The sequence below is a fragment of the Solirubrum puertoriconensis genome, from assembly GCF_001483135.1.
Lineage (GTDB): Bacteria > Bacteroidota > Bacteroidia > Cytophagales > Hymenobacteraceae > Solirubrum > Solirubrum puertoriconensis.
Genome location: NZ_LNAL01000006.1, coordinates 890,441 through 915,344 on the forward strand (window position 1 = coordinate 890,441; position 24,904 = coordinate 915,344).

The 24,904-nt window shown below is 60.1% G+C and carries 21 protein-coding genes; 7 read left to right on the top strand and 14 right to left on the bottom strand.

Going from position 1 to position 24,904, the window contains the following annotated elements; all coding sequences use genetic code 11:
* Positions 1–90: 90 nt before the first annotated feature.
* Positions 91–2,319: a M3 family metallopeptidase gene (locus ASU33_RS08620; RefSeq protein WP_286130443.1), complete on the bottom strand. Its 2,229-nt coding sequence runs from the start codon at positions 2,317–2,319 to the stop codon at positions 91–93.
* Positions 2,320–2,987: 668 nt separating this feature from the next.
* Positions 2,988–4,856 (bottom strand): serine hydrolase domain-containing protein, encoded by a 1,869-nt coding sequence (locus ASU33_RS08625; protein ID WP_059070216.1) that lies wholly within the window; start codon positions 4,854–4,856, stop codon positions 2,988–2,990.
* Between the two features lie 713 nt (positions 4,857–5,569).
* Here ASU33_RS08625 and ASU33_RS08630 point away from each other — a divergent pair.
* Together ASU33_RS08630 and ASU33_RS08635 are read left to right on the top strand one after the other, a co-directional pair.
* On the top strand, positions 5,570–5,911 hold the full coding sequence (locus ASU33_RS08630) for a hypothetical protein (protein WP_059070218.1): 342 nt from the start codon (positions 5,570–5,572) through the stop codon (positions 5,909–5,911).
* A gap of 35 nt (positions 5,912–5,946) precedes the next feature.
* Complete coding sequence (locus ASU33_RS08635; protein WP_059070220.1) at positions 5,947–6,222, top strand: hypothetical protein; 276 nt, start codon at positions 5,947–5,949, stop codon at positions 6,220–6,222.
* Positions 6,223–6,555: 333 nt separating this feature from the next.
* Here the strand turns inward: ASU33_RS08635 and ASU33_RS08640 are convergent, their stop codons facing one another.
* From ASU33_RS08640 to ASU33_RS08680, 9 genes are all read right to left on the bottom strand, one after another.
* On the bottom strand, positions 6,556–6,888 hold the full coding sequence (locus ASU33_RS08640) for a DUF3592 domain-containing protein (RefSeq protein ID WP_059070222.1): 333 nt from the start codon (positions 6,886–6,888) through the stop codon (positions 6,556–6,558).
* Between the two features lie 167 nt (positions 6,889–7,055).
* Positions 7,056–12,068 (bottom strand): DNA repair ATPase, encoded by a 5,013-nt coding sequence (locus ASU33_RS08645; protein ID WP_059070224.1) that lies wholly within the window; start codon positions 12,066–12,068, stop codon positions 7,056–7,058.
* 289 nt (positions 12,069–12,357) lie between these two features.
* Entirely contained in the window at positions 12,358–14,526 is a 2,169-nt protein-coding gene (locus ASU33_RS08650) for a hypothetical protein (RefSeq protein ID WP_059070227.1), read from the bottom strand.
* A gap of 95 nt (positions 14,527–14,621) precedes the next feature.
* Positions 14,622–15,026: a PH domain-containing protein gene (locus ASU33_RS08655; protein WP_059070229.1), complete on the bottom strand. Its 405-nt coding sequence runs from the start codon at positions 15,024–15,026 to the stop codon at positions 14,622–14,624.
* Between the two features lie 170 nt (positions 15,027–15,196).
* Positions 15,197–15,856: a hypothetical protein gene (locus ASU33_RS08660; RefSeq protein ID WP_160328163.1), complete on the bottom strand. Its 660-nt coding sequence runs from the start codon at positions 15,854–15,856 to the stop codon at positions 15,197–15,199.
* 111 nt (positions 15,857–15,967) lie between these two features.
* A complete protein-coding gene (locus ASU33_RS08665; RefSeq protein ID WP_059070233.1) occupies positions 15,968–16,189 on the bottom strand; it encodes a hypothetical protein in 222 nt (73 codons plus the stop codon).
* Between the two features lie 51 nt (positions 16,190–16,240).
* Positions 16,241–16,480, bottom strand: a complete 240-nt coding sequence (locus ASU33_RS08670) for a hypothetical protein (protein WP_149867117.1) — start codon at positions 16,478–16,480, stop codon at positions 16,241–16,243.
* Positions 16,481–16,511: 31 nt separating this feature from the next.
* Positions 16,512–17,231 (bottom strand): PspA/IM30 family protein, encoded by a 720-nt coding sequence (locus ASU33_RS08675; RefSeq protein ID WP_059070237.1) that lies wholly within the window; start codon positions 17,229–17,231, stop codon positions 16,512–16,514.
* A gap of 121 nt (positions 17,232–17,352) precedes the next feature.
* On the bottom strand, positions 17,353–17,775 hold the full coding sequence (locus tag ASU33_RS08680) for a YbjN domain-containing protein (protein ID WP_059070239.1): 423 nt from the start codon (positions 17,773–17,775) through the stop codon (positions 17,353–17,355).
* Positions 17,776–17,954: 179 nt separating this feature from the next.
* Here ASU33_RS08680 and ASU33_RS08685 point away from each other — a divergent pair, with 179 nt between their 5' ends.
* Together ASU33_RS08685 and ASU33_RS08690 are read left to right on the top strand one after the other, a co-directional pair.
* Positions 17,955–18,728, top strand: coding sequence for a LexA family transcriptional regulator (locus ASU33_RS08685; protein WP_078062990.1), 774 nt, complete (start codon positions 17,955–17,957; stop codon positions 18,726–18,728).
* Between the two features lie 78 nt (positions 18,729–18,806).
* Complete coding sequence (locus ASU33_RS08690) at positions 18,807–19,274, top strand: MaoC family dehydratase (protein WP_059070243.1); 468 nt, start codon at positions 18,807–18,809, stop codon at positions 19,272–19,274.
* A gap of 286 nt (positions 19,275–19,560) precedes the next feature.
* Here the strand turns inward: ASU33_RS08690 and ASU33_RS08695 are convergent, their stop codons facing one another.
* Positions 19,561–19,977: a DUF3592 domain-containing protein gene (locus ASU33_RS08695; protein WP_078062991.1), complete on the bottom strand. Its 417-nt coding sequence runs from the start codon at positions 19,975–19,977 to the stop codon at positions 19,561–19,563.
* A gap of 106 nt (positions 19,978–20,083) precedes the next feature.
* Here ASU33_RS08695 and ASU33_RS08700 point away from each other — a divergent pair, with 106 nt between their 5' ends.
* Both ASU33_RS08700 and ASU33_RS08705 read left to right on the top strand, forming a co-directional pair.
* Positions 20,084–20,677 (top strand): TetR/AcrR family transcriptional regulator, encoded by a 594-nt coding sequence (locus ASU33_RS08700; protein WP_059070247.1) that lies wholly within the window; start codon positions 20,084–20,086, stop codon positions 20,675–20,677.
* Between the two features lie 79 nt (positions 20,678–20,756).
* The gene (locus ASU33_RS08705; protein WP_059070248.1) at positions 20,757–21,683 is read left to right on the top strand and encodes an alpha/beta fold hydrolase; all 927 of its coding nucleotides are present in this window, start codon (positions 20,757–20,759) and stop codon (positions 21,681–21,683) included.
* A gap of 441 nt (positions 21,684–22,124) precedes the next feature.
* On the opposite strand, the gene ASU33_RS08710 is transcribed toward ASU33_RS08705, so the two are convergent.
* Entirely contained in the window at positions 22,125–23,156 is a 1,032-nt protein-coding gene (locus tag ASU33_RS08710) for a hypothetical protein (protein ID WP_059070250.1), read from the bottom strand.
* A complete protein-coding gene (locus ASU33_RS08715; RefSeq protein ID WP_078062992.1) occupies positions 23,137–24,114 on the bottom strand; it encodes a histone deacetylase family protein in 978 nt (325 codons plus the stop codon). The genes ASU33_RS08710 and ASU33_RS08715 overlap by 20 nt, the downstream gene beginning before the upstream one ends.
* A 148-nt stretch (positions 24,115–24,262) precedes the next feature.
* On the opposite strand from ASU33_RS08715, the gene ASU33_RS08720 reads away from it, so the two are divergent.
* Positions 24,263–24,763 carry a hypothetical protein gene (locus tag ASU33_RS08720; RefSeq protein ID WP_149867118.1) on the top strand — a complete coding sequence of 167 codons (501 nt, stop codon included), beginning with the start codon at positions 24,263–24,265 and terminating at the stop codon, positions 24,761–24,763.
* The last annotated feature ends 141 nt before the right edge of the window (positions 24,764–24,904 follow it).

Consider the following 24,904-nt stretch of genomic DNA (forward strand, 5'->3'; position numbering starts at 1 on the left):
ATTAATGTAATAATCAACCTGTACGTCTTAAAAACAAAAATCCCGGCAGTGAAGCTGCCGGGATTTTTGTTTTGTACTAGCTCTGCACCGCTAAGCCTTCTTGTTGCTGGTTTTCGGCGCCGGCTTTTTGTTGCTGGGCTTGGCCGTGGTGGCCGGGAAGCCGCGTTCCTTCATCAGCGCATCCACTTTCGGGTCGCGGCCGCGGAACTTGCGGTAGGCTTCGGCGGGGTCAACGGTGTTGCCTACCGAGAACACGTGCTTGGTCAGGCGCTGGCCCACGGCTTTGTCGTAGGCGCCACCAGCTTCGGTGAAAGCGCTGAAGCCGTCGGCCGCCAGCACCTGCGACCAGAGGTAGCCGTAGTAGCCGGCCGCGTAGCCTTCGCCCGAAAACACGTGGCCAAACTGCGGCGTGCGGTGGCGCATCACAATCTCCTTGGGCATGCCTAGCTCGGCCAGGGTTTCGCGCTCAAACTTGTCGGGGTCAATCTTCTGGTCGCCAGCCAGGTGCAGCTTCATGTCGATGAGGGCGCTGCCCAGGAACTCCGTGGTTTCAAAGCCTTGGTTAAAGGTCGAGGCCTTTTCAATGCGGTCGACGAGCTCCTGCGGAATGGGCTTGCCGGTTTTGTAGTGCAGGGCAAAGCGCTGCAGCACCTGCGGGGTGGGCAGCCAGTTCTCGAGGATCTGCGAGGGAAACTCCACGTAGTCGCGCAGCACGCTGGTGCCCGAGAGCGAAGGGTACGTAACGTTCGACGACAGGCCGTGCAGGGCGTGGCCGAACTCGTGGAACAAGGTGCTGGCGTCGGTCCAGGAAATCAGCGTCGGTTCGCCGTCCTTGCCCTTCACAAAGTTCGAGTTGTTCGATACGATGGTGGTAACCTCGCCGTCGAGGCGCTCCTGCTTGCGGTAGGCGTTCATCCAGGCGCCCGAGCGTTTGCCGGGGCGGGCGTACGGGTCGAAGTACCACAGGCCTACGTGCTTGCCCGAGGTCTTGTCTTTCACCTCCCACACTTTCACATCGGGGTGGTACACGGGCACGTTGCTCACGGGCACGAAGGTGAAGTTGAACAGCTCGCCGGCCACCCAAAACATGCCCTCGCGCATTTTATCGAGCTGCAGGTATTGCTGCACCTCGTTCTGGTCGAGGTCGTAGCGGGCTTTGCGCACTTTCTCGGCGTAGTAGCGGTAGTCCCAGGGCTCAATCGTGATGTTGGCGCCCTCTTTGTTGGCTACGGCTTGCATATCGGCTACTTCCTCGCGCACGCGAGCCACGGCGGGCTTCCACACGTCCTCCATCAGCTTCATGGCGGCTTCGGGCGTTTTAGCCATGGTGTTGTCGAGGCGCCAGTGGGCGTAGGTTTTGTAGCCCAGCAGCTTGGAGCGCTCGGCCCGCAGCGGCAAAATCTGCGAAATGAGGGCGTTGTTGTCGCGGGCTCCGCCGTTGTCGCCGCGGTTGTAGAACATGCGCCAGGCCTTCTCGCGCAGCTTGCGCTGGTCGGAGTAAGTCAGGAACGGCTCCACCGAGGAGCGGGTGTTCACGATGAGGCCCGCGCCCTGAATTTTGCGCGCCGCGGCGGCGTTGGCCGCGTCGGTTTGCAGCGAAGCGGGCAGGCCCCCTAGGTCGGCCGCAGTTTTCAGCACCAGCACCGAGTCGGTCTCGTCGGCCAGCAGGTTCTGCGAAAAGCGGGTGTAGAGGTTGGCCAGCTCCTGGTTGATTTTGGAGAGGCGGGTTTTGGCGGTGGCGTCGAGCTTGGCACCGGCTCGCACAAAGTTGTTGTAGTACACCCAGGTAAGGCGCTGCTGCTCGGGTGTCAGCTTCTTCTTGTCGGGCGAGTTATAAACCGCCTCAATGCGCTTAAACAAGGCTGCGTTCTGGTTGATCTGGTCGCTGAACGCGGCCAGCTTCGGGGCCATTTCGCGCTGCACGGCCTGCACCTCGGGCGTGCTGAGCGTGCCCGACCAAATGCCGTAAACCGTCTGCACTTCATCGAGGCGCTGGCCGGCGCGCTCCAGGGCGGCAATGGTGTTGTCGAAGGTGGCGGGTTGCTTGTTATCGGCAATGGCCTGAATCTCGCGCAGGTTTTCGGCCATAGCACCTTCGAGGGCGGGCTTAAAGTGTTCCACCTTCACCTTGTCGAAGGGCGGTACGCCGCCGTAGGGGCCCGCCCAGCCCGCCAGCAGCGGATTTGCTGACGTGGTGGCTGAGGCGGTAGGTTGGGTAGTTTGGGCCGAGCTGGACATAGGCACGACAGCCGTAAGCTGTAGGGTAAGGAGGGAGCCGGCTAGCAGCAGGCGAGTGGGGAAAGGTCGGAAATCGGGCATAGGAGTGAGGCCGGCATTAAGGCCAGCCTAGGCTAAAGTACAGGAAAGCAGGAAAAGCAAGCGCCCTAGCAAGCAGCTGTCGGGGCAACGCGGCACGCCTGGGAGGATTGTGGGTTTTCTAAGTCAGGCACACAACGCCTTAATGCTGCCCCTAGGTGCTATTTGCTTGGAATGCCACGCAGCTTAACCCGAAGCGTGCCACTACCAGAGCTACAACTAAGACTACAGGCTAGCTCCCCACCTCAGCTGAGGAGGGGCTGGGGGTGGTTGACCAATCGTTGCCTCCTATCTATCATCTTGCGGGGCAAGCCGAAGGCTCCTACCATTATAGGGCTACTTATATAAGAACGTCATGCTGAGCGAAGCAGAAGCATCTCTACCGCTGATGTTGGATAGTAACCTCGTACAATAAGAAGTTGCTATCTGTGAACGCGGACTTAAGTCTTCGTTACATCGCGCTAATTAAGCGGGCGAGACAATTCGACGGGGCTTAGCATATCCTTCAACGAAGCGGTAGAGATGCTTCGACAAGCTCAGCATGACCTAAGCTTAAATTTTCACTCTGTTGCTGGGGCCGGTTGGACGGGACGCTGTATGCCCCGGCGGGTTAAAGACCTAGGGCCTCGGCCTTTCGGCAAGGTCTCGGGGTTAGCCAGTGTCCGAAATACCTACACCGTCCACAGGCGTAGGCTCAGCCAGCCATGCGCGGCAAGGGCATAGGCTAGCCAACCCAGGGAGGCGTAAGTGAACAACAGGAACCAGGCCACCGGGCGGCTGCGGAACTGCTGGAAGCGGAGCACCGTGAGCAGCAGGCCGGCCAGGGTGAAAACGGCAAAAGCCAGCGGCCCCAGGCTGGCCAGCACGGGGGCGGGCTGCGGGGTGCCGCTCAGCCAGAGGTGGTCGGCGAGGTACGCAAAGGCCGCGAACGTAGCGACAAGGGCCACGGTGGCGAGCAACGGCAGCAGCCGGGGCAGCACTTGGCCGCGGGGCACCAAGCGGCGCAAGGCCAGAATCAGCCACACCAGGCCCGCCAGGCTGCTGCTTACGATGAGCAGCAGGCTGAGCGCAAACAGGGCGGGGCGCACCCACCACCAGGTGTTGCTAGCTTCGAGGAAGTAACCCGTGGAGGAAACCAAAGCGCGGCGGCCGTCGCGGTCGTGGGTGAGGGCGAAGGACGCCACCCGCTGGCCCGGCAGGCGGAACGTAAGCGGGCCGGTGGGCAGCAGCGTGTCGGCGGCGCCCACCAAGGGCTTAAGCAGCAGCAGCTGGCCTTGCCGGATCAACTGCCGGTCGCCGAGCAGGTAACCGTTGATGCCGGTTAAAGCGTTGCGCGGCGCCGCGCCTTCGTAGTGACCTAGGAAGGGCGCCACCGCAGCGGCATCCAGCGCAACCGGGGCAGGCTCGGCGGGGGCGGATACTTGGCGCAGCAAGAACTCCTGAATCAGCTTATCGAGAGCCTTGGTGCTTTGGTCGCCGTTGTTCGACAGGGCGTAGCCCAGGCCCAGCTCGCGGTTGTAGGCAAAAGTGGAAGAGAAGCCCCCGATGCCGCCGCCGTGGCCCCGGAACGTAGCCTTTCCCTTCCGGTTAATCACGTGGTTAGCCAGGCCGTAGTCGGCGGGCAGGCCGGCCCGGGCGGCCAGCGACGAATGGGTGGTTTCTATCTCGCGTAGAAAGTCTGGCTGCAGCACCACTGCGCCGTTGGCGGGACGGAAGTCGCGCAGGAAAAATTGCACCCAGCGCGTCATATCGGCCGCCGAAGCGCTAAGCGAGCCGGCGGGGCCGCTGTAAATGGGCAAAGCCTCCACGCGCCGGTACCGGCCCTCGGCGTATGCGTAGCCGCGGGCCAGCTTGGGGTGGGCAGCCGGGCGCAGCGCAAAGGTGGCTTCGGGCATGCCCAACGGACGGAGCACGCGCTCGGCCAGGTAGGTTTCGTAGGGTTGGCCGCTCAGCTTTTCGAGCAGGTAGCCGGCCAGCTGGTAGCCGGGGTTGGAGTACGACATCCGTTCGCCGGGGCGCCAGCGGCAGCGCAGCTCCTCGCGAAACACCTGCACGGCGGCGGGGCCGCGCGGGTCGGTGGCCGTGGGGTTGTAGATGTGGTTCAGGTGCATATCGTCGAAGCCGGCGGTATGCTCCAGCAGGTGCACCACCCGCACCGGGTCGGTGGCTTCCCAAGGGTTTTCGAGGGGGATTTCGGGGGCCAGCTTGCGCACTTCGTCGTCGAGGCGAAGCTTGCCCTGCTCCACAAGCTGCAGCAGCCCCACGGCCACGAAGCTCTTGGTAACGGAGCCCACCCGAAACAGGGTGTGAGCCGTGACGGGCTTGCGGTTTTCCACGTCGGCCAGGCCCAGCCCACCTTCGAAAAGCACGGAATCACGCGCGACCAACGTGAGCAGCAGCCCAGGCATGTGCTGCCGGCGCATAATGCTCTCCAGCGAATCAGTTAGTTCGGACACGGTGGTAACAGGCCGGCGCTGGGCGTGGGCCGCAAAAGCGGCAAGGCCCACCAGCAGCGGCAGAATCAGCAGTAATTTCTTCACGATAGAGGAGGTTGGCGGCTATAAGATTTTACGGAAAATATAGGAGGTTTAAAAAGAATATGAATTTGTTAATATAATGATCGAGATGAGAAGATGGGCGCGATAGGGCCCGGCCGCTTAACAGCGCCGAGAGGCTTGCACCAGTGATGGTCGTTTGAATCAGAACTTCGGCGGTAGTGGTACCTGCACCAGCGAAAATTTCTGGTAGGTAAACGCACCAGGGCAGACCCTTCTGTTGCGGAAGCACAGGCATGAGCGCCTCCTTGCCCAACCCGAAACCACCTGCGCTGGCACACCACGAAGTGGCCGCCGAGAATATATGTTGTAACTAGCTGAACTTAACTGACCGGGAGCCGCTTGCTCTTGTATCAGCATCGGGAGTTGCAACCGAGCAAATAAGGGCTAAACTGGGGCAGTGCGAACGGCCCGCCCGGCGCCCTGCTCAGCTTTGCCGGTTTTGCATCCCCAACAAGCCTTGCCAAGGTAGGCAACAGGCACTTTACGGTTTAGCGCGCCGCCATCCCAACGCCGCTGCAATCATCCTGAAGGGTGTGGCAAGAAACCGTACTGCCGCACGACCTAGGAGACAAGCACCCCGCATCTTTTCGCTGCTGCCTTTCGGGGCGGTATTGGCATGGCGTAGCGGCCATTACCGGAGCGGCCCATCATCAGGCCGGCCGATGTATTCCTCCTTCTGCAGTTCTTCTATCGACATGACCGATACTTACCTGCGCAGCCTCGGCTTTGCGCCCCTCGACCAAAACGACCTAGCCGGCCGCCGCGCCTTCGATACTTCCTGGCGGTACCAGCACGAGTGCCGCGCCCTTGATGGGGCTTCCTTGTTCATCGAGCATCCGTTGGGCGTAGCCAGCTGCCGCCTAAGCGCACTGGCCGCACCCCTGGCCGCCCAGGATGTCTTTGCCACCACCACGCTCCACGACCGCCCCGGCCTGGAAACTGCCATCGAAGCCTTCTACAGCGCGCACGGTGGCAAGGGCGAGGTGGTGCCCCCCTTTGTGCCTTATGTGTACCGGCCGTTCCGCCGCCGGCACTAGCCGACTCCCTTTTCTGCTTTCAAATCAACGTTTATATGAATCAAGACCTACAAGACAGCCTGGCCAACAACGCAAAGGAGTGGTTGGCGTTGTCGCTGTCCATTTCCTCGGCCGAGAAACAAGCCTTCAACAAAGTCCACGACGGCTTTTACACCTCCTACGGCCCCGCGTTTATGGCGCACGTGTACCGCAGCACCATCGAGCAAGCGCTGCAAAGCATGCCCGATGCCGAGCGCACCAAGCTGCTGGCGGCTTTTCAGGATGCCATGAGCAAAGCCATCGACGAACACTACGCGCAATCGGGCAATTAATCGTTCGGCGCCCTGCAAAAGCAACGACCCCGGCCAATGGCCGGGGTCGTTGCTTTTGCAGGGGTGGCTACATCAAGGGTTCAGGTATTTGAGTAGTCCGTACACACATATGGCAACGCCGCCTAGGATTGAAATCCAGAGGTTGACGCTGGAGCCGCCCGTATTGATTGTAAAGTGGCTTGGGTTGACTGGGTCGAAACGCACCCGCACGGTGTCGCCGGCTTTGCAGCTAGGTACGTCGGTTCCGTAAGCGGCACGAGCGGTTACTTATTCGCACTGCGGAGTCCAGAACCGGACCACGGCGTGGCCGCTGCTCAGAAAAACGAGCAGCGGTTAAGATCCTATAGGTGCAAACAGGCCGGCCAGTATTAGAATGATGCCAATACCTATAAACACCAGCGGGCGTGCATTTAGGAGGTAGTAGTCGGCTAGGGCAAAGTTGTGCTGCGGATCTCCAGGGTTGTAGTATAGTGAGACAACCGCGCCGCGAGCAAAGTAAGACTTGCCGCCAGTTTCGGGCTTGATGCGCACTAGGTGGCCGGCTTCGGTGTGAAACTCCACGATGGGGCCCTCGTCGTGGTCGACGACGAGCCCAGTGGTGAAGTGGCCGTGCTGGCAGAGGCGTTGGTGACGCTGCCGCAGCGCGAAGCCGTAGATGATGGGCACGGCGCTGAAGAGGATAACTAGAAGGCGCTCGTTGAAAATAGGCCTAAGCTCATAAGGATGTGACAATAGAAGGAATGCGGTTGCATAACGTAAGAATGAACATCGCCTGCAAGCTTTCAACCACCCCCTAACCCCTCCTCATCTGAGGAGGGGAACTAGCCTTAGTTTTAGTTAGTGGATGGGCCTTTCAGGGCCTCCCGAATCCCGCTTAGGTTGCCCGCAATGGCTTCGAGCTTAGTGAGCACCTGCAGCACCTGCCCGGCTTGCGAGTTGCGCAGGTTGTCTTGGTAAGTTTGCTTGATCTGCTGCCAGCGCTGCTGCTGCTCGGGCGTGAGCCAGCCGAGCAGCTCGCGCAGCTTAAGTAGGTTGGCTTCGGCAGCGCTGGTTAAGGTTTGGGCTTCGCTTTCGTAGTGGGCGGCCAACAACTGCTCTACTTCCTGCTCGTTCATCACCGGGCGCACCTTTTCGGCCAGTTTGTTCATGTTGCGGTACGAGCCCTGCAGCTTAAACGGCGGCTCGGTGCGGTATGCGTCGGCTTGGGCGGCGCTGGCAATGTAGGCGGCGTTTACGCGGGCCACCACGTCGCGTAGGCGCAGCAGCTTTTGCAGCACGGCCACGTACTCGCTGAGCTCCTCGGGAGCGTGGTTGCCCTCGAAGGTTAAGCCGTCGGCTTGGCCGGTTTCGGCGAGGCGAATGAGGGCGGGCACGTCCTGCGGCGCCTGGGTGGCCAGGCGACCTAGGGCGGCGTTGCTGGTGAGGGCGTTTTCGAGGTAGGAGAGGCGGAAGGCTTCTTCGGAGCCGGCCGTCAGGATGTCGCCGAGGTTGTAGATGTCGGCGCGGTTGGCGAGCATGTCGGGCAGCTTAAACACGTCGCCGGTTTCGGTGTAGGGGTTGCCGGCCATTACCACGCACACCTTGCGGCCGCGGAAATCGTAGGTGCGGGCGCGGCCCTGGTACACGCCTTCAATCTTGCGCTGTGCATCGCAAAGCGAGATAAACTTCTGCAGAAACTCGGGGTGGCAGTGCTGTATGTCGTCGACGTAAATCATCACGTTGTCGCCCATCTCGAAAGCCAGGTTCAGCTTTTCCAGCTCCTGCCGCGCGCCGGCATTCGGCGCCTGTGCCGGGTCGACGCTCGTAACGGCGTGGCCGATGGCCGGCCCGTTGATCTTCATGAAGATTAGACCTAGGCGGTTGGCCACGTACTCGAGCAGCGTGGTTTTGCCGTAGCCCGGCGGCGAAATAAGCAGCAGCAAACCCATGAGGTCGGTGCGCTTGCTCTCGCCGGCGGTACCAATTTGCTTGGCCAAGTTGGCTCCAATCAGCGGCAGGTACACCTGGTCGATGAGGCGGTTGCGCACAAAGGAGGTGAGCACGCGCGGGCGGAAGTCGTCGAGGCGCATGGCGTCGGCGGCTTGGGCCAGCAGCTGCTTTTTCAGCTCGGCAAACTGCTCGAACTGCGGCTGCGTGTGCTGCACGTAGTCGTGCAGCCGGCGGCGGAAGTGCGGGAAGTTGAGCGCGTAGCTGTGGTCTTCCTGGATGCGCGGGTGCGTACCGCGCAGGCCGGGCAGCACCTCCGTAAGCGGCGTGCGCACCACCTGCGCGGGGTTGTAGCTACGCGTAACGAGAAGCGCGGCGGCCTCGTCGCCGTACTCAACCCAAGCGGTGTGGTTGGCTTGCTTGAGGAAAGCCTGCAGCCACTGCCGTACCAGTTGGTACTGCGCCGTGGGTTGCTGACCTAGGGCCGCTACCGAAGCCTCGAAGGTGTCGGTGGCGCGGCGGTCCTTCAGTTGCTTCAGGAAGGCATCGTGCAGATCGGCGGCTTCGGCGGAGGTGGTGAAGGGGGTAGCGCGGGGTTGATACTGCTCAACCACCATGCTGCCGCGCCCCTCAACCAAACCACCTTGGTTGATACTTGCCGGCAACTGTCGGTTTTCCGAAGCCGAGGCTTGCTGAATCAACTCGTGCAGTAGGTAGTTGCCTGCTTCGGCCACTTCGGCTTGGGTAAACAGGCCACTTTCTTGCGCAAACTGGCTGATGGCAGCCTGCAACTCGGCGGCGAGCTTGCTGGTTTCCAGCGCGCCAGGGAATACCTGCAACAACAGGGCAAGGCCCCGAATCTGGTGCAACCAGTGGGCTTTTTTATCGGCTGGGGCAAAGCGGTGCCAGTACAGGCTGGCGGCGGCGCGGGTTTCGGTGGGGTAGCGCAGCAGGCCGGTGGTGCGGGTTAGGCGCACAAGCGCAGCCAGGATTTGCGCCGCGTCGTGGTCGTGTACGCCTTTGAGGTAGCCCTCGGCGTAGCGCGGGGCCATGTGCTGCTGCACGTAGCTCAGCAGCTCGGTGGCACCTAGGCGCTCCAGCTCCGCCACCTGCAGCGTGGCCGGTGCACCCTCAGCGGCCGGTGCTGGATGCTGGGCGGCTGCGAGCAGCTGGTAGGCCAGAAACTCGGCGCGGTACACGTCGTGGTTTTCGGAGGGCAGCGTTTGCTCCCACACCGGGCGGGCCTGCTCCACGGCGGCATCGGCCACGGGCCGGAAGAAGTTGGTGCCGGTGAGGTGGTAATGCAGCTGCCCATCGCGCAGCACCAGAGTCAGCTCCAGCGGTTGGGTATTTACCGTGAAGGTGTGCGGGCCAAAGCGCACGCCCTGGCCACCGTCCACGAATAAATCGGCGCGGTCTTTCAGCTGGCGCACGGCGTCTTCGCGCACAGTTTTCAGGCGCGATTGTAAGTCGTCGGCCTTCACGGCGTCGCCTAGGGCCAGCAGCTCATCCACGGTGCGGCGCACCTTCTCCACCATCACGTCGGCCGCGAAGTAGCCGTTGATGTCGGCCACCGACGTGAGCTTGGCTACGCGGTTGTGCACTGCCTTCAGCATGCGCTCGGCCGATTGCAGCAGGGCCGTGGCGCGTTGGTTGCGCGCGGCTACCAGGCTTTGCTTGCGGGCCTCGAAGGCTTCGTAAGCTTCTTCGCGGCGGGTAGCCAGCTGACTCAAAAACTGGTCGAACTCCGGAAACTTGCCCTCCAACTCCTCCAACTGCACCATCAGGCGCGAGAGGTACTCGTCGCACTTGGCAGGCGTGTCGGAGAGGTCGAGGTAGTTTACCAACGACTGCTCGAGCAGCTTCAGCTGGGCAGCAAACTCGGCTTGGGCCTCGGTGCCGGCCAGGGCCTGGCGGCGTTTCTTGAGGGCGGCCCGCAGCTGATTAAAGCCGGCGTAAATCCCCGAGATGTTGTCGATGATGCGGGTGGTCTGCGTGGGGTCGGCAATGGGCAGGTTGCCCACTACTTCAATCAGCAGCTCTAGCTCGGCGGCCACGGCGTTCATGTTCTGCTCGAGGCGGTTGGCTTCGGTTACCGTGGGCACCTGCTCGATGCCCGCACCTAGGGCAGCCACGCGCTCGGCGTAAGGGGCCAGGGCATGGTCGCGCAGCAAGAAGTCGACCGTACGCTGGGCAACTTCCTGCGACAAACTTTGCAGCTCCTCGGCGGTGCGCTCTACGACTGCGGCGTCAACGTAGCGCAGTTCTTTCAGCGAAATAACCTCGCCGCGCACTTGGCGCAAGTTGGCCAGTTGCTGTACGTATTCCTGCACCTCGGTAGCATCGGCCGTGCGCTTGATGTAGTCGCGCAATTCGGCGGCGCGGCCGAGCACTTGCTGGGTTTGCTCGTGCGTGCTGCGACGAATGCGCTGCACCTTATCAAATTCCTCTACCGCCGAGGTAGCAGCCTGGCGGATGTCCTGCAGCGGCTCGGCCAGCTTCTCGGCGCCGGGCTCGGCCAGCCAATGGTACGAGTCGGAGAGTGTAGTGGTGCGGCGGATCAGGTCGAGGTACAGGCCGGTGTAAGAGTCGTCCTTGCCAATGAGCGTGAGCACCTCCTGGGCCTCGGCCATGGCCCGCACAATTTCCTTGTTGCCCAGTTTCCCTAGGTAACCATCCTGCACGGCAGGCAGCTGAAAGTTGGGGGCGGTGTAGGGCGTTTGCCAGATCTGTACGGCGTGGTGCTTTTTGGGCTCCTCGTCGGCGCGGAAGTAGCACAGTTCGCCGTTCTCGAACAGCGCGTAGCCGTGGCACACGATGGGCGCGGCCACCTTCTGGCTGATCAGGTTGTAGCTCAGCAGCAGGTACAGGCCGTTGTCTTTCTGAAAGAACACGTACAGGAAATCCTCGCCGTTGGGCGAGGCCACACGCTTCTCAAACACCAGTTCGGTCGGCACGTTTTCGAACTGCTTGCCGTCGCCGGTTTGCAGGTAATAGCCGTGCGGGAAGATGAGGCCGTGGCCGTCGGGCAAGAGCACGCAGGCGTCGGCCAGGGCATCGAGGCGTTGGGCCTGGCGCAACTTGGTGTTGTAGAGGAAGTAGCGGAACTGCTGCTCCTGGTACGGCCTAATCTTGAGCAGTACCAACTGGCCCACCACCGCATAATGAATTTCGGCGTCGTCGAGGGTCTGGTCTTTGTTGTCGACGGGCTCGGAGTAAATACCTTGTCCCGTCTTGGTGTTGTCTTCGACCTTGATGGTAAGGTCGCCGCCCACCGTCTCTACAAAAACTTTGTCTTCGATGCTGATGTGCGGGTGCTTGCCAGCCCGTTGCATGTCGCGGGTGGCACGCTTCCAGCTGAACTCGTGCTGGGGCGGAAAGGTGTACTCGTGGTCGGAGCGGTTGTCGAGGTACGTCAGCGCCTCGCCCTGCACCAGCCACTTAAATGTCTTGATATCATTAGCCGTTTTGCCCACCCGAAACACCATAAACAGGTGCTCGCCGCGCTGGGCAAACTTCACGAAGCGCGCATTTTTGTAGTAGCGGTACAAGTTGCGCAGCTCCTCCAGAAAACCCTTGTCCCGAATGATGTCAAGCCCCACAGGGCGGAACTCTGGCCGTTGGTATGCATACACGCCAAATACATCATGCAAATCGACCTCGGTTTTGAGACCTAGGAGCACGTTGAACCCGAACAGGAACTTGTCGCCGAGCGCCACCATGTCCATGGGCACGCAGTTGTGCTCGGTGGTGATGCGCCCGGTGCCGAGCAGAGCCCAGTCCAGCGCTCCGAAAACTTGCTTGCGGGCAGTGTTGAGCTTGTCGAGGCGGATGCGCAGGTCGGTGCCGCCCTTGGTAAGGCGGTTGCGCAGGATTTCGTAGGTGCCGGTTTCGAGTTGAGGAGCGGCGGTAGTTTCCATATCGGTCAGCCCGTGCGGGCAGTACTAAAAGCTGGAGCTAGCTTAAAGGAAGAGGCTAGAGCTAGTGCTAAGGCTAGCTCCCCTCCTCAGATGAATTCCGCGACTGGAGCGGCGTGGGTTGGGGGTGGTTGAAAGGCTAGAATTAAAGACTAGGTTTAAAAGCCGTTCAACGAACAGTCAACCACCCCCAACCCACGCCGCTCCAGTCGCGGAATTCATCTGAGGAGGGGAGCTAGCTCTAATCCTAGCATTAGAGGCTAGTTTGCCCTGGGGCTAGGAGGTGAGGCCCCTAATTCAGCGTGCTCACCACCTTGTCCGAAATACCCAGCATTTTGGCGGTGCCGGCTAGTTGGGTAATCGTGTTGCGGGTGGCGTCGTCGCCGGCTTTGTTCATCATCTGCAACAGCAGGGCCGAGATGCTCAGGTTCTTTACATCATCCGAGCTCAGACCGAACTGATTAACGAACTTGGTTAGGTTGGTTTTAAAGTCTACGCCTCCAGCGGCATCGAGCGGGAAGAAGGTATCCTTCACGGTGGTCAGCACCTGGGAGTTGCCCACGGCACGGTCGATGCTCTTGCCCTTGGTGATGGAGCCGATGATCTGGTCGAAGAACATGGTTTCGCCGCCCACGATGTCGATTTTGGCGGCTTTCAGAGCCTCGGCAATAACGCCCGACTGCGCGGCCGCAATGTCTTTCTGGATGCTGATTTCGGCCAGCTCCACGGCTTGGTCTTTGGCCAGGCGCAGCTTGAACTCCTCGTGCTCTTTGCCCACGCCGTCGAGCTTTTTCATGGCATCGGCTTTGGCTTCGATGCCTTTGGCCTCTACCGCAAACTTTTCTTCGTTCACGCGCACTTCGGCCAGGCCTTTCTTCTGCTGAGCGTCGGCCATGGCGTCTACTACTTCCACTTCTACCATCGCCTTCTCGCGATTCACTTTGGCAGCTACCACCCCCAGTTTCTCATCGGCTTCGGCTTGCGCTGTGGCTTTGGCCTGAATGGCCTGGGCTTCGGCCGAGGCGGTAAGCTGCAGCACGTTGGCTTCGGTTTCGCCTTCTTTCTGGCGGGCAACGGCTTTGGCTTGCATCACCTGCGCTTCGGCCAGGCCTACGGCAGCGGCTTTCGAAGCCTCGGCTTCGGCCAATGTGCGGATGGCTTGAGCCTTAAACTCGGCCGAGGCTTTTTCGGCTTCGGCATCAATAAGGGCTTGCTTGGCGCGCAACTCGGCGGCTTGCTTTTCCATGTCGGCCGAGCCTACGAAGTTGATAGTCTGCGCGTCGGTTTCCTGCTTGGCTTTGGTAAGCGCCACCAGCTTCAGGCGTTCGGCTTCGGCCTGAGCGCGAGTGTCTTTAATGCGCTCTTCTTCCTGCACGGTGGCTTTTTCCACGGCAATTCGCTCGCGGATGATGGCCTGAATATTCTTGCGCTCTTCTTCCAGCGCCTTTTCCTTTTCAATCTGGGCCAGCGCCACAATACGCTCCCGCTCGTTGGCCTCCAGGGCCTGGGCCTGCGCCACGCGCTCGGTTTCCACGGCGTCGGTACGTTGCTTGTTGCGCTCGGCCACCAGCACCTGACGGTCGCGGTTTTGCTCGGCCACTTTTACTTCCTCCTCGGTAGCTAGGCGGGCGCGCTCCGATTTGAGCAGCTCTTCCTGCTGCACCTTGGCAATTTCGGCGGCTTCGCGGGCCTTGATGCTGGCAATTTCGCGGCGCTGCTTTTCCTGGTTTTCGGTCAGTTGCTTTTCCAGCTGCAGAATGGTTTCCTGCGCTTCTACGTCCTGCTTCTTGATGGTCTTCTGGGTTTCCCGCTCAATAGCGTTGGCCTGAATCTTCTGCTCCGAGGTCAGGGCAATGATTTTCTTGATGCCCTCGGCGTCCAAGATGTTGTCGTGGTTCAGCGACGTAAGCGGCGTTTGCTCCAGGTAGTCGATGGCGCAGTCGTCGAGCACGTAACCGTTCAGGTCGGTGCCGATGATGCGCAGGATTTCCTGCTTGAACTGCTCACGGGAGTTGTACAGCTCGATGAAGTCGAACTGCTTGCCTACGGTCTTCAGCGCTTCCGAGAACTTGGCATCAAACAAGGCCTCCAGCGCGGCGGGGTCCGAAGCACGGCGCGTGCCGATGCTCTGGGCTACCTGCACCACGTCGTCTTGGGTTTTGTTGACGCGCACAAAGAAGTTCACCTTCACGTCGGCGCGCAGGTTGTCTTTGCAGACGAGGCCTTCCTTGCCGCTGCGGCTGATGACGATGGTTTTCAGGGTGATATCCATCACCTCGAGCTTGTGCAGCACTGGTATAACGAAGATGCCCGAAAACGACACGCGGGTGTCGCCGAGGCCTGTGCGCACAAGGGCTTCGCCCTGCACGGCTTTCTGGTACATCTTCACCACAATGGCGATGATGCCGAGCAGGAACAGGCCGGCAATAACCAGCACTGCCAAGGATAATTGTTCGATCATGGAAGTAAAGCGTAGAGTTGTGTCAGAGCTAAAAGGGGTAGGGTGGTTGAGAAACCTTGCCTAGGTTGGCGAAGCCAAGCCCGGGCTACATTGTTCTAACCGAGCTGGATGCTGGGGTTGATTTGCTGCAAGGCAGCGATGAACTCCGCTTTGTCGCGCGGCGAAATCATCACTTGGCCGAACTGGTTGTAGCTGATCTTCAGTCGGTCGAGCGACGGGGCCGGCGAGCTGAGCGGGTTGTTGGTGGGCACAATGCGGGTGATTTGCTGCACCGGCACCTGCCACGTAAATGGGCCCGATTGAATGTGTAAAGTGGCCTTGTCGGTTAGCTCGTAGCGGGTGTAGAGCACCACGTAAGCCACAAAAGCTGCTACTGCCAAGCACACCAGCGCACCCATAAGGGCACCGTAGAGTAAGTTGGCAACAGCGCTGCCAACGATAAGAGCCAGGATAGGGCCAAAAAGCCACCAAGAAACCTTGGCAGGAAATAAGCGCGGCATTGGTTAGTGAATTGAATTAGAAAAGCTCGAAGAAGAACTCGAAGGCAAACACGACGACGCGGCCTAGGACTTTGGTGCTTCGGAAAAGCAGCTGAAACGAAAATTCGAGAAGAAATTCGAACAGCACCTCAAATTAAAGCGGATCGTCGGTGCGCTGCGAGCGAGGGGGATTAGCAGGCGGCATCGAAGGGCTCGATGAGGTAGCAGCGGCGCTGGGCGTCGTAATCGATTACCAAAGCCGTGTCGCCTTTGCGCAGCTCGGCGTTGGAGGCCGCGCGCACATTCAGCACCAACGCGGCGCCCTCGGCGCGCAACGTGGCCTGGCCGAGCTGGTCGGCGGAGGTGGGCAGCAGCACCGTGCATACTTTGCCCAAGGGTTTGGCACCGGCTGCGGCATCTTGTTCGAGCGTAGCAAAAAGCCGTACAAATGGCGTGGTAAGCACTTTAGCCACGAACAAACTGGCCAGCAGCAGCGGCACCAAAAACAGCAGGCCTAGGGCAAAAGAGCTGTTGTGGGTGTAGTGGTTGAGCAGGATGCTGCCTACCCACAGGGGCAGCGACACAAAGCCCACGAACACCATCAGCGGCACGCGGCCCAGGTTGAAAAAAGCCAGCGCGTTGTTGAGCCAGTCGACGCCTAGGTGAGCGTGGTGGCCGTGGTGCAAATCGGAGTTGCCTAGGTGCGCATCGGCAGGGTGGGTGCTTAAGTCGAGCGTTTTAAAATCGAGTAAGCCGATAATTACAGTAAGCCAGTACAGCAGCACAAAGATTAGCAGACCGGTAGAGAGCAGATTAGGCGGAGAAACTGCAGCGCGTAATAGTTCTGTCATAAGCATAACGAGGGTAGCTTAAAAGTAGAAGAATTACCGTGGACCAATACGCTGCCATCCGGCAACCGAAGTGAAGAAATTGTTACGCCGCCTAGGTCGAAAAGCCGAGGCTTATTCCGTGGCGTGCAGCCTACGAACTTCCGCTTCCAGCTCTTGCACCCGCTGCTTTAGCCGCCGCATGTGGCGGTGGTTGGCAATGCCGAACAAAGCCATGCCCGAGGTAAGCATCATTACCGCCTGGCTCGCCCCGATGATGTGCACAATGTGCAAGACCACCGCTGCATAAAGCATGGCCATGGAGGCGTAGTAGAAAGTTTTCTCGTAGGCGTTCATCGGGGTAAAATGAGGCCAGAAGCGGTTGCTAGAGGGCGGCCCTAGGTCGGGCTACTGCCGCTCAGGGGCGGACGGCAAAGCCTGGGGTGGCTGGTTCTGGTTAGCCGCATTCGTGCGGCGGTTATAACGCGAAATCGCCGCTATGGCAAAGGTGAAGCTAAACAACACCAGGGTGGGCGCCACCCCTTTGTGCAGCCAATGCCCCGCCCGGCCCGCAATGCTGATAATGATCATGCAAAGCGCCAGCACCAAAAACCGTTTTTCTTCGGGGTTCATCTGTTCGAGTCTCATGGGATGCTGTTCAAGTAATTGCCTAGGTGCGCTATTGCTGCGGCTGCTCGGCGAGGCCCAGCTTCTGCTTCAGGGCCTGCAAATCGGCGGCCGCTTTGCCACCGGCGCTTTGCTCCAAGGCCTTGTCAATTTCCTGATCGACGGTGCGGCTTTCCTGTGCGATTTCGCCGTACGATTCGGCCAGGGCTTCTTCCACGGCCACCTTCTCCTTCATGCGCTCGAGCAGGGCCACCGTGCCCGACGAATCGAGCTGGGCCAGCTGCTTGTTGATGGTTTTCGTAGCCGAGCTCACGGCGGCGCGGGCCTTCAGCGTTTTCAGCTCGTTTTCCCAGGTGCCAATGGTTTGCTTCAGGGTTTGCACGTTGGCATCGAGCTGCTGCGCCGAGACTTCAAACTTTTGCTGATCGGCGGCGGCCCGCTCGGCCTGGGCTTCGTTTTCGGTTTTCTTACCTAGGGCTTCGCTGGCGAGGCGGTCGGCCTCGGCGGTGGCCAGGTCGCCGCGGTGGGCGCGCTGTAGCAGCAGCACCGCCTTGGTTTCGTAGTCCTGGGCTTTGGTGCGGAAGCTTGCGGCCTCGTTGCGGCTCCGGATGGCCATGGCTTTCACCTCGGCTAGGGCGTGCAAGCTTTTGTCGAGGTCCTGGCGCAAGTCGCGCAGGCCTTGCTCGGTCATCTTGATGGGGTCTTCAAGCTGATCGACTGCGGAGTTGGCTTCGGCCTGACCAATCTTAAACAAGCGGGAAAAGATGTTCATGGCGTTACTGGGGTTGATAGTTCGAAGAGAAAATGAGGTGACAACAAGGGCAAAGGCGCGGCCATGCCCCGGGCACCTAGGGCTGTTGGCAAACCGGCTGCGAGTAAGCTGCAGGCAGAAATTAAGAGGCTAGTACGGGCGCGGCCACGCCGCGCGAAAACTCAATCAGCTCGTCGGAAAACTCCGTGAGCAGCAGGCTAAGCGAGTTGAGCACGGCTTCAAGCTCCGATTGGTCGAGGGTTTCGATTTGCAGCGTGTCGCGGAAAATCACTTTGCGGCCCGATTCGTCGAGGGCAAAAGCCCCGTGAATGATGTCGCGGTTTTTCTGCAGCAGGCGTTGGTACACCTCGCACGATGGGGCCGGCAGCTCCAGCAGGTATTGCTCCATAATCAGGAGCGGCTCGCCACAACCCAGCACCAGGTTGCGGATGCCCAGCGCCGGGTTGTCAACCACCAATACGCCGTCGTGCTCGTCGGCGTGGCGGATATCGAAACCAAGCGCCAGCAGGTAGTTCTTAACAGTAGCGAAGTAGCGGTTGGGCATATGCGGCAGTATTGGCGGTGTGGTAGTAGCGGAAGGTAACCAAACTTAGCTGGGTTGCCAATGCTCAAAAAAGTAGCGGTGGCAGGTGTTGGTTGCGGTGTTTGTGGTAGATTTACGACACAACATTACTGAAAGTTTTAGATGTGCTCAAAGTTTGAGCGTAAAATTTTTTCGGCAGAATGTCCTACATCGGAAATAATATTCGGAAGATTCGTGCGGTTAAAAAGCTGAGCCAGGCAGCTTTTGCTGAATTGTTTGGTTTGGCGCGACCAAGTGTTGGGGCCTACGAAGAAGGTCGCTCTGAGCCAAAAATGGAGACGCTCATTCAGATTGCTCAACATTTTGGCTTATCGGTTGACTTGCTACTAACAAGAGAGCTTACCGTAAACGACCTCTACCGCTTCGATATATTTCAGCAGGAGTTGAAGGCTGCACCAGCGCCCGATGTGAAAGCCGAAGCCGACAAACAGGCCCACCTAACGCCGCTAGTGCCCGCCGACCGGGTGCTCGAGTACATTGTGCACCACCACAACCCGCAGTTCATCGACGAGCTAACTGCCCTCACGTTTCCGCACCGCCTCGGGCCGGCCACGCGGGCTTTCGAACTTAGTGGGGCCGATATGCACCCCACGCTGCGCCATCACGATGTGGTGCTGTGCTGCCCCGTGGATAAGGCCGCGCCCGTGCTGCGCGTGGGCGAGGTGTACGCATTCGTGATCCAAAACCGCTTGCTGGTGCGCCGCCTGGCCGAGCGCCTGCCCGATAGCCCCGTGCTGCGCCTGCGCGCCGACAACCCCGATTACCCCGTGCAGGAATTTGACCTGGGGCAGGCCCTGGAAATTTGGGAGGTAAAGGCCGTATTCAGCACCCACCTGCGCCCGCCGGCCGTGCTCGAAGACCGCGTAAGCAAGCTAGAGCGGCAAGTAGAAGAACTGCTAACGCGGTTGCAGTAGCCCGGGCGGCTGTATATTTCAAGCCGCAAAACGCGCGGGCAACACGTCAGCGGCCCGCGTGCTACTCCCCACAACCGCATGAGCCAACTTACCATCAGCAGCCTCGCCGACCTCGAGCAGTACGAGGGGCAAATGCTAGGCACCTCCGAGTACCACACCATCAGCCAGGAGCAAATCAACAGCTTTGCCGCCGCCACGCTCGATTTTCAGTGGATACACACCGACGCGGAGCGCGCCCAACGCGAGTCGCCGTTTAAGGCCACCATTGCGCACGGCTACCTTACGGTGGCGTTGTTGCCTTACCTCTGGCAGCAGATTGTGCGCATCGAGAACCTGAAGATGCAGGTGAACTACGAAATCGAGAGCCTGCGCTTTAACCAGCCCGTGGCTGTGAATAGCGAGGTGCGCTTGTTGGCCAAGCTGTTGTCGGTGAAGAACCTACGCGGCATTGCCAAAGCGAGCATCGAGGTAATTTTGGAAGTGAAGGACAGCAAGAAGCCCGCATACACAGGTATTGTCACCTTCCTGTACCACTTCAACGACTAGGTAGCTGTAGCTACAGCTAAATAAAGCAAACCGCCAGCACTTGCCTTTCGAGGTGAAGTGCCGGCGGTTTACTTTTTGTAAGAGGTGCCAGTAGCGTAGCGCGGGCTCCAGCCCGCGTTTTCCAGCACGAAATCGTTTGGCTAGACCTGCGCGGTACCTGCTGTTCTGGCAAACGCGGGCTAAAGCCCGCGCTACATCCATTTACCGCAAAGGTTATCCCGCTTGAGGCGCGTTGGCTGAATAGACGCCTTCAGATTTTGCGTGTTGCACAGCCCTAGGTGCCGCGCTACTCTTGCTCGAACAGGGGCAAGTAGCCCAGTATCTGCAAAGTCCCCACAATGAGAAAGCCCAACCCAATAACTACAGCGAAGCCAATGCCGGTTGGCTTTTCGGTGGCGAAGTCGGCATTTTCGGGGTTCTGCGGATCATAGATTACTTCTACCTCTTGGCCCACCGTGTACCTGCCGGCTTCCACGAGCGACTCGGTATCGGTGGTGATTTGGCCGCCACCCCGGACGGAAAACTGCACCATAGAAGTAAGCAAGCCGCTGCGCGAAGGCGTTTGCCCGATGAGGGTAGCCTTGCTGCGCACGCCGCGTTGCGCGCGCGTTTGCTGACTGCGCCGGGCGTACAAGCCCGTGAACATGAAGAACAGCCCCATGGCAGCGAAAACAACGGACTCGACGTGGAAAGAAGGATTCATGAGGGGGAGGAGCGGAGTCAAAAACTCCGAAAGCTAGTGCCCGTCAGCAAATATTCAAGCACTCAACTATTGCTTACTTACTAGTAAGTAAGTACGTTTGGGCGTTATGTCTGCTCAAGCAACGTCCTCCGCTTACGATACCCGCACCCGCATACTTGACCTAGGCGAGCAGTTTATGCTGGCCCGTGGGTTTAATGCGTTCAGCTACCAGCACATTGCCAAGGAGTTGGAGGTGAAGCCGGCGGCCATTCACTACCATTTTCCGAGCAAGGAAGACCTAGGCGTGGCCATTATTCGGCGGCAACTCAACCGCTTGCACAAATGGCGCGGCTTACCGCGCGTAACCGAGCTTACGCCCACGCAGCAGTTCGATGCTTTGCTCGAGGTGTATCATGGCCGCGTAACCGAACGGCAGCAGGTGTGCTTTTTCGGGGCCTTGGCCGCTGATTTTCAGACGCTGCCCGAAGCCATGCAGCAGGAGCTGCGCACCTTCACCACGGAGCTAACCGAGTGGGTAGCTGGGGTGTTGGCCGCCGGGCGCGAAGCAGGCACCATGCACTTTAGGGGGCACCCGGTTTCGAAGGCCTCGCAGGTGCTCACCACCTTGGCCGGTGCGCTGCAGGTAGCGCGCGTGTACGATGCGCGCCAGTACGAACGCATTGTAGCGCAGCTACGCACCGAGCTGCTGGAGCCCGCCTGAGCGCCGGCTGTGGCTTAGTAAGTAAGAAAGCGGCGCCAATGCGGCGCCCCATGTGTCACCTTATAACATTACCCTAGTTATGGTGAATACGTATTCGCCCGCGTACGACCGCGCCGCGACCCTCATGCCCCCACTTGTTTCGCCTTCGGAGTTTCGGTACGCCGAGCCGCCCGGCATTGGGTGGGTGCGGCTGAAGTTCCGAGTGCTTTCGGCTATTTCAACCGAGCTGGCGTTTCGCGAGGCGTGGCGCATGTTCTGCACGCCGCGGCGGCTACCTCGCAAAAAGTGGGAAGAGGCCGCGCTAGCCACGGCCCGGGCTTTTCGGGTGCCGTTTGAGCGGGGCTCGTTGGCCGCTTACGAATGGAATCCCAAGGGCCAGCGCACCGTGCTGATGGTGCACGGCTGGGAGCACCGTGCTGCTTTTTGGGGCGTGTTTGTGGATGCGCTGGTGCGCGCCGGCTACCGCGTAGTAGCTTTTGATGGGCCCGCCCACGGCGACTCCAGTACGGGCCGCCGCACCAACCTGCCGCAGTACGGCCGCGCCACCCAAACCGTAGCCAACCACCTAGGCGAGGTGTGGGCGGTGGTTAGCCACTCCTTCGGCGCGGCTACCACGGCGGGGCTGCCGGTGGTGTTCAACCAGGGCCAAGGGCTGCCTAGGTTGGTGCTGATGAGCGCCCCCGGCAACACGCCCGCCGTGGCCCAACGCTTCGCCGATTTGCTGCACCTATCGCCCAAGGTGCTGGCCCGCATGGCGCGCCACGTGCGCGAGCAGCACGGCCGCGATGCCGAGAGCTTCAGCCTAACCCAAGCCGGTCCGCGCGTGCAGGCCGAGCGCGTAATGCTGCTCCACGACTGCAACGACGACTCAGTGCCGTTTACGGAGGCGCAAGAAGTTGCCCGCAACTGGCCCGGCCTGGATTTTCGGCCCACCAATGGCCTAGGTCATAACAAGATCATGCGCGACAAAGGGGTGATTCGGCAGGTGGTAGAGTTTTTGGGGTAGCCGTTCCCCCGGCTGTCATTGCGAGGACGAAGGACGAAACAATCGGTCTTGGGCCGGGCACAACTCTTCACCCAGCACTAAGCGAAACCGACCAAGGGTGTAGCGCGGACTCTGCAAGTCCGCGTCCGCAGATAGTAATTTTTGTTTTCCGGACCTAGGGATGCAACGCGGTGTAGCGTGGGCTTGGCTACGCCTTCCTTCGGTTCAGCCCGCGTTTGCTAGAACAAGCGGTAGCGCCCGGTTGCGAAACAACGGCATCATGCAAGCCTGCGCGGACTGAAGTCCGCGCTACACCGCGCAACGATTAAGATTACTATCTGCGGACGCGGACTTGCAGAGTCCGCGCTACAGCAGGCGGCGCTTTTTGGTTACTACGGGAACAGATCTACCCAGCCCAGGACCGATTGCTTCGTCCTCGCAATGACAGCCGGGGGATAGAGGTTAAATCTCCTCGTGGCCGGCTTCGTCCAGCTCGCGAATCAGCTGGCGAAGGTTCTCCGGGTCTTGCACGGCTTTCTGCACTAAGTCCAGGTACTCAGCTTCGCCGCGTAGGCTGCGCTTTACTTGTCGCAACTCGGCTTCCTGTTTTTTGCCGGTACCCATAAAGGCGTTCCGGTCGCCGAACTTTAGTTGTTGCAGACGCAGCTTTAGCTCCGTTTGCTGTTGCTGCAGCGCCCGGGTGTAGCGCATCAGCAGCTCATCGGATTCGGCGTCGGAGTCGCCTTGGCGGTGCTCGGCCAGGAGCTGAAGCAGGGCGTAGAGGTCGTCGGCTTCGTAGGCGCGGGTGATGCGCTGCATGCGTTCGGTTTTCTGGCGGGCCAGCTCCGGGTCGCGCTCCAGATCGGGGTGGTTGGCGCGGGCCAGCTGGCGGTATACGGCTTTGGTACCGGCTTGCAGGCGCTTCTGGTCGGCCGCGAGTGCTCGGGCAGCAGCTTCCTGCTCGCGTTCTTGCTTTGATTTGCGCTTGCCGCGCTGGTGCGCGTGGTGCTCGGCGTGGTCTTGCCAAGCGTCGGGCGCGGTCTTGCGCTGCTCTTCCGAAGCTGTAGGCTTGGGTTCCGCTGCGCGTTGCTGCGGGGCGTAACGGCGGATGAGTTCGGCTACGTCTTCGCCGAAACGGTTCTGCAATGTAAGCGCATTGCGCAGCAGCAGCTCCTCGATGCGCTGCTCTTCCAGGCGGCTGAAGTAGCCGGTGGTAAGCGCGGCTTCCAGGGGTTCAAACAACGAGCGGCGGGCGGCTACCACGGCATCGGCCAGCGGGCCTACCTGGCGCCAGTACTTGTTTTTAGCTTCGCGTTGGGCCTGCTCCAGCTCCTGCACTTGGTTGCGCAGGTTTTCTACATCCTGCACGGCCTGCCGAAATGCCTGCTGCGCCGGGGTGCCGGTGGGTTCGGGGGCCTGACCGTGCCGGCCTACCTCGCGCTGGGTTTTGGGCGTGTGGCGGGCATCAAACTCTTCAAACTCGGGTAGGGGCATGGACGTTGGCAGCGGTAATGGGGGACGAAGCAGCGGGCAAAGGTCGGCAAGAAGCGGCGCCCCACAGCTCGTAGGCCACGGCAAAGGTGTTGCAGTGGGCATTCACGATGTCGGCAGTACGCTCGGAGTAGCCGCCGCCCATGCTCACGGCCACCGGCAAGCCCAGGCGGTGGCACAGGCCAAGCACGTACTCATCGCGTTGCCGACAACCGGCGGGAGTAAGGGCCAGCTTGCCGAGTTTATCGGTAGCCAGCACGTCCACCCCGGCCTGGTAGAAGATAAAATCTGGCTGCACGCGCTCGATGAGGCCCGGCAGCACCGCGTGCAGCTGCCCTAGGTAAGCAGCGTCGTCTGTACCTAGGGGCAGCTCAATGTCGAGGTCCGATTGCTCCTTGCGCAGCGGGTAGTTGGCGCCGGCGTGCATGGAGAAGGTAAACACCCGTGGCTCGTGCCGGAAGATGGCAGCCGTGCCGTCGCCTTGGTGTACATCGAGGTCGACAACCAGCACCTGCCGCGCCAGGCCGTGGTGTAGCAGGTGGGCGGCGCCGATGGCAATGTCGTTGAGCACGCAAAACCCTTCGCCGCGGTCGGCAAAGGCGTGGTGGGTGCCGCCGGCGCAGTTCAGGGCCACGCCGTCGCGCAGGGCGCGTAGCGCCGATTGCAGCGTTCCTGCCGACGATGACAAAGAGCGCAGCACCAGCTGCTCGCTCTGCGGCAACCCCAGGCGGCGCACCTCGGCAGGGGAGAGCTGCAGGTCGCGCACCTTGTGCCAGTATTCTGTTGTGTGCACGCGCAGCACGTCTTCTTCGGCGCACAGGCCGGGGTCGTAAAAGTCTTCGGGCGGCGCAATACCCTGCCATAGCAGCTGTTCCCGAATCAGCTCGTACTTGGCAATAGGAAAGCGGTGGCCCTGGGGTAGCGCAATGGTGTAGCGGTCGGAGGTAGCGAGGCAGGGCATGCGAGTGAGCCAATGAGACAATTCTAGAACGCAAAGCTGCTCGTTTCAGATGAGAGCAGTCGAGCGGTAGCGCCGAGCAGTACGCGTTAGGAAACAGTCGCCCGCGCCAACATCTTTACGGCAGTACATCAATCCTTATCCGGCTTTTATGAAACCCGCTTCTTATCTGACTACAGCCGCCTTGTTTGCTACCCTGGGCGTAGCGGCGCAAGCAAAGGAACCCACGCTCGATTACAAAGCCCTGCGCATCGACGGTTTGCTGTTCTACACTTCCAAGGCCAGCATTCTTAAAACCTACGGCAAGCCAACCAAAGTAACCGAACCCAATTATGAGTGCGGTTTTCACGCCGCTCAGCAGGGTAAACGGTATTATTTGCTGCACTACCCCGGCCTGAAGTTTATCGGTAATGCGGCCGAAGGCTACGTGCTGGAGGAAGTTGACCTAGGGCCGCGGTACCCGCAGCGCACCATCTCGTACCGCGGCAAGCGCCTTTCGCGCCTCACCACCACCGCCGATTTTCAGAAGCTGTTTGGAGTGAAGGTAGAAGGCAACGAGAAGGGCCTGTTCAACACCAATGCCGATGATGCCTTCCGCTTCCATTTTGTGGGCGGGCGCCTGGTGAAAATTGATTATTGGTCGCCGTGCTAATCGAAACGAATTACCTAGGTTGTGGTATTGCGATATGCGCTATTCATTGAAATGAAATTGTAAATGAGTTGTGTTAGTTGGAGAAGTCTTGCGAATGGAGAATTGCTGCATAGTGGAAAAAAATATTTTTTGAAAAATAAT

What these genes read in the sequence shown, in the direction of transcription:
- ASU33_RS08665 (WP_059070233.1), bottom strand. Translation starts at nt 16,189, where the DNA reads ATGAACGCCTACGAGAAAACTTTCTACTACGCCTCCATGGCCATGCTT.
- ASU33_RS08715 (WP_078062992.1), bottom strand. Translation starts at nt 24,114, where the DNA reads ATGCCCTGCCTCGCTACCTCCGACCGCTACACCATTGCGCTACCCCAG.
- ASU33_RS08630 (WP_059070218.1), top strand. Translation starts at nt 5,570, where the DNA reads ATGACCGATACTTACCTGCGCAGCCTCGGCTTTGCGCCCCTCGACCAA.
- ASU33_RS08705 (WP_059070248.1), top strand. Translation starts at nt 20,757, where the DNA reads ATGGTGAATACGTATTCGCCCGCGTACGACCGCGCCGCGACCCTCATG.
- ASU33_RS08685 (WP_078062990.1), top strand. Translation starts at nt 17,955, where the DNA reads ATGTCCTACATCGGAAATAATATTCGGAAGATTCGTGCGGTTAAAAAG.
- ASU33_RS08700 (WP_059070247.1), top strand. Translation starts at nt 20,084, where the DNA reads ATGTCTGCTCAAGCAACGTCCTCCGCTTACGATACCCGCACCCGCATA.
- ASU33_RS08660 (WP_160328163.1), bottom strand. Translation starts at nt 15,856, where the DNA reads ATGACAGAACTATTACGCGCTGCAGTTTCTCCGCCTAATCTGCTCTCT.
- ASU33_RS08645 (WP_059070224.1), bottom strand. Translation starts at nt 12,068, where the DNA reads ATGGAAACTACCGCCGCTCCTCAACTCGAAACCGGCACCTACGAAATC.
- ASU33_RS08695 (WP_078062991.1), bottom strand. Translation starts at nt 19,977, where the DNA reads ATGAATCCTTCTTTCCACGTCGAGTCCGTTGTTTTCGCTGCCATGGGG.
- ASU33_RS08680 (WP_059070239.1), bottom strand. Translation starts at nt 17,775, where the DNA reads ATGCCCAACCGCTACTTCGCTACTGTTAAGAACTACCTGCTGGCGCTT.
- ASU33_RS08710 (WP_059070250.1), bottom strand. Translation starts at nt 23,156, where the DNA reads ATGCCCCTACCCGAGTTTGAAGAGTTTGATGCCCGCCACACGCCCAAA.
- ASU33_RS08690 (WP_059070243.1), top strand. Translation starts at nt 18,807, where the DNA reads ATGAGCCAACTTACCATCAGCAGCCTCGCCGACCTCGAGCAGTACGAG.
- ASU33_RS08635 (WP_059070220.1), top strand. Translation starts at nt 5,947, where the DNA reads ATGAATCAAGACCTACAAGACAGCCTGGCCAACAACGCAAAGGAGTGG.
- ASU33_RS08720 (WP_149867118.1), top strand. Translation starts at nt 24,263, where the DNA reads ATGAAACCCGCTTCTTATCTGACTACAGCCGCCTTGTTTGCTACCCTG.
- ASU33_RS08675 (WP_059070237.1), bottom strand. Translation starts at nt 17,231, where the DNA reads ATGAACATCTTTTCCCGCTTGTTTAAGATTGGTCAGGCCGAAGCCAAC.
- ASU33_RS08655 (WP_059070229.1), bottom strand. Translation starts at nt 15,026, where the DNA reads ATGCCGCGCTTATTTCCTGCCAAGGTTTCTTGGTGGCTTTTTGGCCCT.
- ASU33_RS08670 (WP_149867117.1), bottom strand. Translation starts at nt 16,480, where the DNA reads ATGAGACTCGAACAGATGAACCCCGAAGAAAAACGGTTTTTGGTGCTG.
- ASU33_RS08650 (WP_059070227.1), bottom strand. Translation starts at nt 14,526, where the DNA reads ATGATCGAACAATTATCCTTGGCAGTGCTGGTTATTGCCGGCCTGTTC.
- ASU33_RS08620 (WP_286130443.1), bottom strand. Translation starts at nt 2,319, where the DNA reads ATGCCCGATTTCCGACCTTTCCCCACTCGCCTGCTGCTAGCCGGCTCC.